The sequence below is a fragment of the Defluviitalea phaphyphila genome (genome assembly GCF_001466305.1).
Classification (GTDB): domain Bacteria; phylum Bacillota; class Clostridia; order Lachnospirales; family Defluviitaleaceae; genus Defluviitalea_A; species Defluviitalea_A phaphyphila.
The window spans coordinates 1199-2808 of sequence record NZ_JWID01000056.1 but is presented as its reverse complement, the minus strand read 5'-3'; the positions used below and the strand labels follow the sequence as shown (position 1 = coordinate 2808).

Here is a 1610-nt window from a genome sequence, read left to right as displayed (position 1 = left end):
GGAAAGAATTAGGAAAATGGGCATAAGGCGAGAAGGGATAAGGGTTTGAGGGAAAGTCGTTTGGAGCGGAGTTTATTTTAAATATACATAGTTAGGGGTATGGATTTTTAGGGATAAGGAATAAGGAAAATGTTGTGGAATAATAAAGTCGACTTTGTGATAATAAAGTTGGCTCTATTAGTAAGTTAGTTCTGAAATATAAAGTTATGTCATTGAAAAGTTATAAGGGAGTACAGAAATAGGATTAAGGATATAAATTACAGAAACTGGACAGTTGTTTCATAAGTGGTAAAGTTCTATCAGAATGAAAATAAAATTGTATATAAAAATTGTTTCAACTATTAGCATTGGTTTAAAAGACGTAAGACATATGAGATATTTTATAAATAAGATTTAAAGTATAATGGAGATAGGATAACAGGTTATTCTTAAGAATTATATATTATAGGAAGTAACTGTATACGTTTATTGATTTTGGAGGGAATGAATGTGAATTATTATTTTATGCCTTTGGAGGAACACCCTGATTATGGGTATGGAATGATTGGTTCTATATATTATGCAGCAGCCAATGATTTGTGTAGTTCGGAGAAATTTAGAGAAGATTGGTATTCAGTTATACCAGTTAATTTTTTAAGAAGACATTGCATAGAACTATTTTTAAAATCAGGTATCATTCTGTTTCATAGAAAATTCAATATAAATTTTGATAATGACAAATGTACTGGAGAACCGAAAATAAAACTTAGTAATGGAACTTGGAAATTATTGAAAACTACGCATAACATAAAGGATTTATATATTTATCTTGATTTTCTTATTAAAAGTAATAAGGATTATTTGAGTAAAAATACTACAACAATATGGGAATTTAACGATGAATTTGAAAAATGGATAGACAAAATAAATGGGTATGATAGTAAAAGTGATTATTTTCGATATCCTATTAGCGAAGACAAAAATAAGGATAAAAATAAGAATTTTTTTAAAGAAAATACAATGCAGGGAATTCAAAAAGAAATAGAACAGGGTAAAAAAACAATTACACTAATTGTTGAAGATAGTAATGGAAATGCTAAAAAAATATATTCTAAATATATGCCTGATAAAATAGTAGATTTATTTAAAATTTTGCAAAAGACATCTGATGAATTGAGTGGGTTTCATATGGCAGTGCGAATTGAGTTATTTAATGGTTTTTAATTGCTTCACATTCATAAGTCTTGATAATTGCAGTGGTATTATATATTTAAAATAAACTTGACTCCATGAAAATAAAATTCGCTCCATAAAAATAAAGTTCGTTCCAAAATCCCGTAGCAAGATGTAGGAGAAATCCTGAACTGCTGCGGGTTTTGTTTTTGCAAGCAAAAGGGGCTGAAAGGGTTAAGGTATAAGGGATAAGACTGAAGGTATTGATTTTAGAGGGATTAAGAGTATTAATTATTGATACCGGAATTGAAAAAAGAATTGAAGAAATACATAAAAAAATGAAACCTTATGTATAATTTAAATAAAGTTGACTCCATTAAAATAAAGTTCGCTCCATAAAAATAAAGTTCATTCCATAATCCCGTAGTAAATGCAGGATAACCCCTGATTGGCTGCAT

1 protein-coding gene is annotated in these 1610 nt (G+C 28.5%); it reads left to right on the top strand.

Going from position 1 to position 1610, the window contains the following annotated elements:
* The first annotated feature begins 489 nt into the window (after positions 1 to 489).
* Complete coding sequence (locus OM90_RS12045) at positions 490 to 1203, top strand: hypothetical protein (protein ID WP_058487100.1); 714 nt, start codon at positions 490 to 492, stop codon at positions 1201 to 1203.
* Positions 1204 to 1610 lie beyond the last annotated feature (407 nt).